This window comes from Marinifilum sp. JC120 (assembly GCA_004923195.1).
Classification (GTDB): domain Bacteria; phylum Desulfobacterota; class Desulfovibrionia; order Desulfovibrionales; family Desulfovibrionaceae; genus Maridesulfovibrio.
In genome coordinates this window covers 1-1,242 of record RDSB01000070.1, presented here as the reverse complement: position 1 = coordinate 1,242, position 1,242 = coordinate 1, and the positions used below count along the sequence as shown (strand labels likewise).

Here is a 1,242-nt window from a genome sequence, read left to right as displayed (position 1 = left end):
CTTGGATGGCGGCTCAAGATCAGCCTCATGAAAACCTTATATTCCCTGAGGAGGTTCTACCACGTGGAAACGCTCTTTAATGGAACTTTAGCTTTAGCTGGTCGTGACCAAGAAACCACCGGTTTCGCTTGGTGGGCCGGGAATGCCCGACTTATCAATTTATCTGGTAAACTTTTGGGAGCTCATGTAGCCCATGCCGGATTAATCGTATTCTGGGCYGGAGCAATGAACYTATTTGAAGTGGCYCATTTYGTACCWGARAAGCCCATGTATGAACAAGGATTAATTTTACTTCCCCACCTAGCYACKYTMGGWTGGGGGGTAGGTCCTGGGGGAGAAGTTATAGACACCTTTCCGTACTTTGTATCTGGAGTACTTCACTTAATTTCTTCTGCAGTTTTGGGCTTTGGCGGTATTTATCATGCACTTCTGGGACCCGAAACTCTTGAAGAATCTTTTCCCTTTTTCGGTTATGTATGGAAAGATAGAAATAAAATGACCACCATTTTGGGTATTCACTTAATYTTGTTAGGTRTAGGTGCYTTTCTTCTAGTAYTCAAGGCTCTYTATTTTGGGGGCGTATATGATACCTGGGCTCCKGGRGGGGGRGATGTAAGAAAAATAACCAACTTGACACTTAGCCCAAGTGTTATATTTGGTTATTTACTAAAATCCCCCTTTGGAGGAGAGGGGTGGATTGTTAGTGTGGACGATTTAGAAGATATAATTGGAGGACATGTATGGTTAGGTTCCATTTGTATATTTGGTGGAATCTGGCATATCTTAACCAAACCCTTTGCATGGGCTCGCCGCGCACTTGTATGGTCTGGGGAGGCTTACTTGTCTTATAGTTTAGCTGCTTTATCGGTTTGTGGTTTCATTGCGTGTTGTTTTGTCTGGTTTAATAATACCGCTTACCCTAGTGAGTTTTACGGACCTACGGGGCCAGAAGCTTCTCAAGCTCAAGCATTTACTTKTCTAGTTAGAGACCAACGTCTTGGAGCTTACGTGGGGTCTGCTCAAGGACCTACAGGTTTAGGTAAATACTTAATGCGTTCTCCGACTGGCGAAGTTATTTTTGGAGGAGAAACAATGCGTTTTTGGGATCTGCGTGCTCCCTGGTTAGAACCTTTAAGGGGTCCTAACGGTTTGGACTTGAGTAGGTTGAAAAAAGACATACAACCTTGGCAAGAACGACGTTCGGCAGAATATATGACTCATGCTCCTTTAGGTTCGTTAAAT

At 43.9% G+C, this 1,242-nt stretch carries 2 protein-coding genes; both read left to right on the top strand.

Features of this window, described 5'->3' with window-relative positions; translation table 11 throughout:
* Nucleotides 1–80: photosystem II protein D2 (locus tag D0S45_20380; protein TIH08881.1), on the top strand; the 80-nt coding region annotated here is incomplete at its 5' end.
* Nucleotides 64–1,242: photosystem II 44 kDa subunit reaction center protein (gene psbC, locus D0S45_20375; GenBank protein TIH08880.1), on the top strand; the 1,179-nt coding region annotated here is incomplete at its 3' end. The genes D0S45_20380 and psbC, both read left to right, overlap by 17 nt.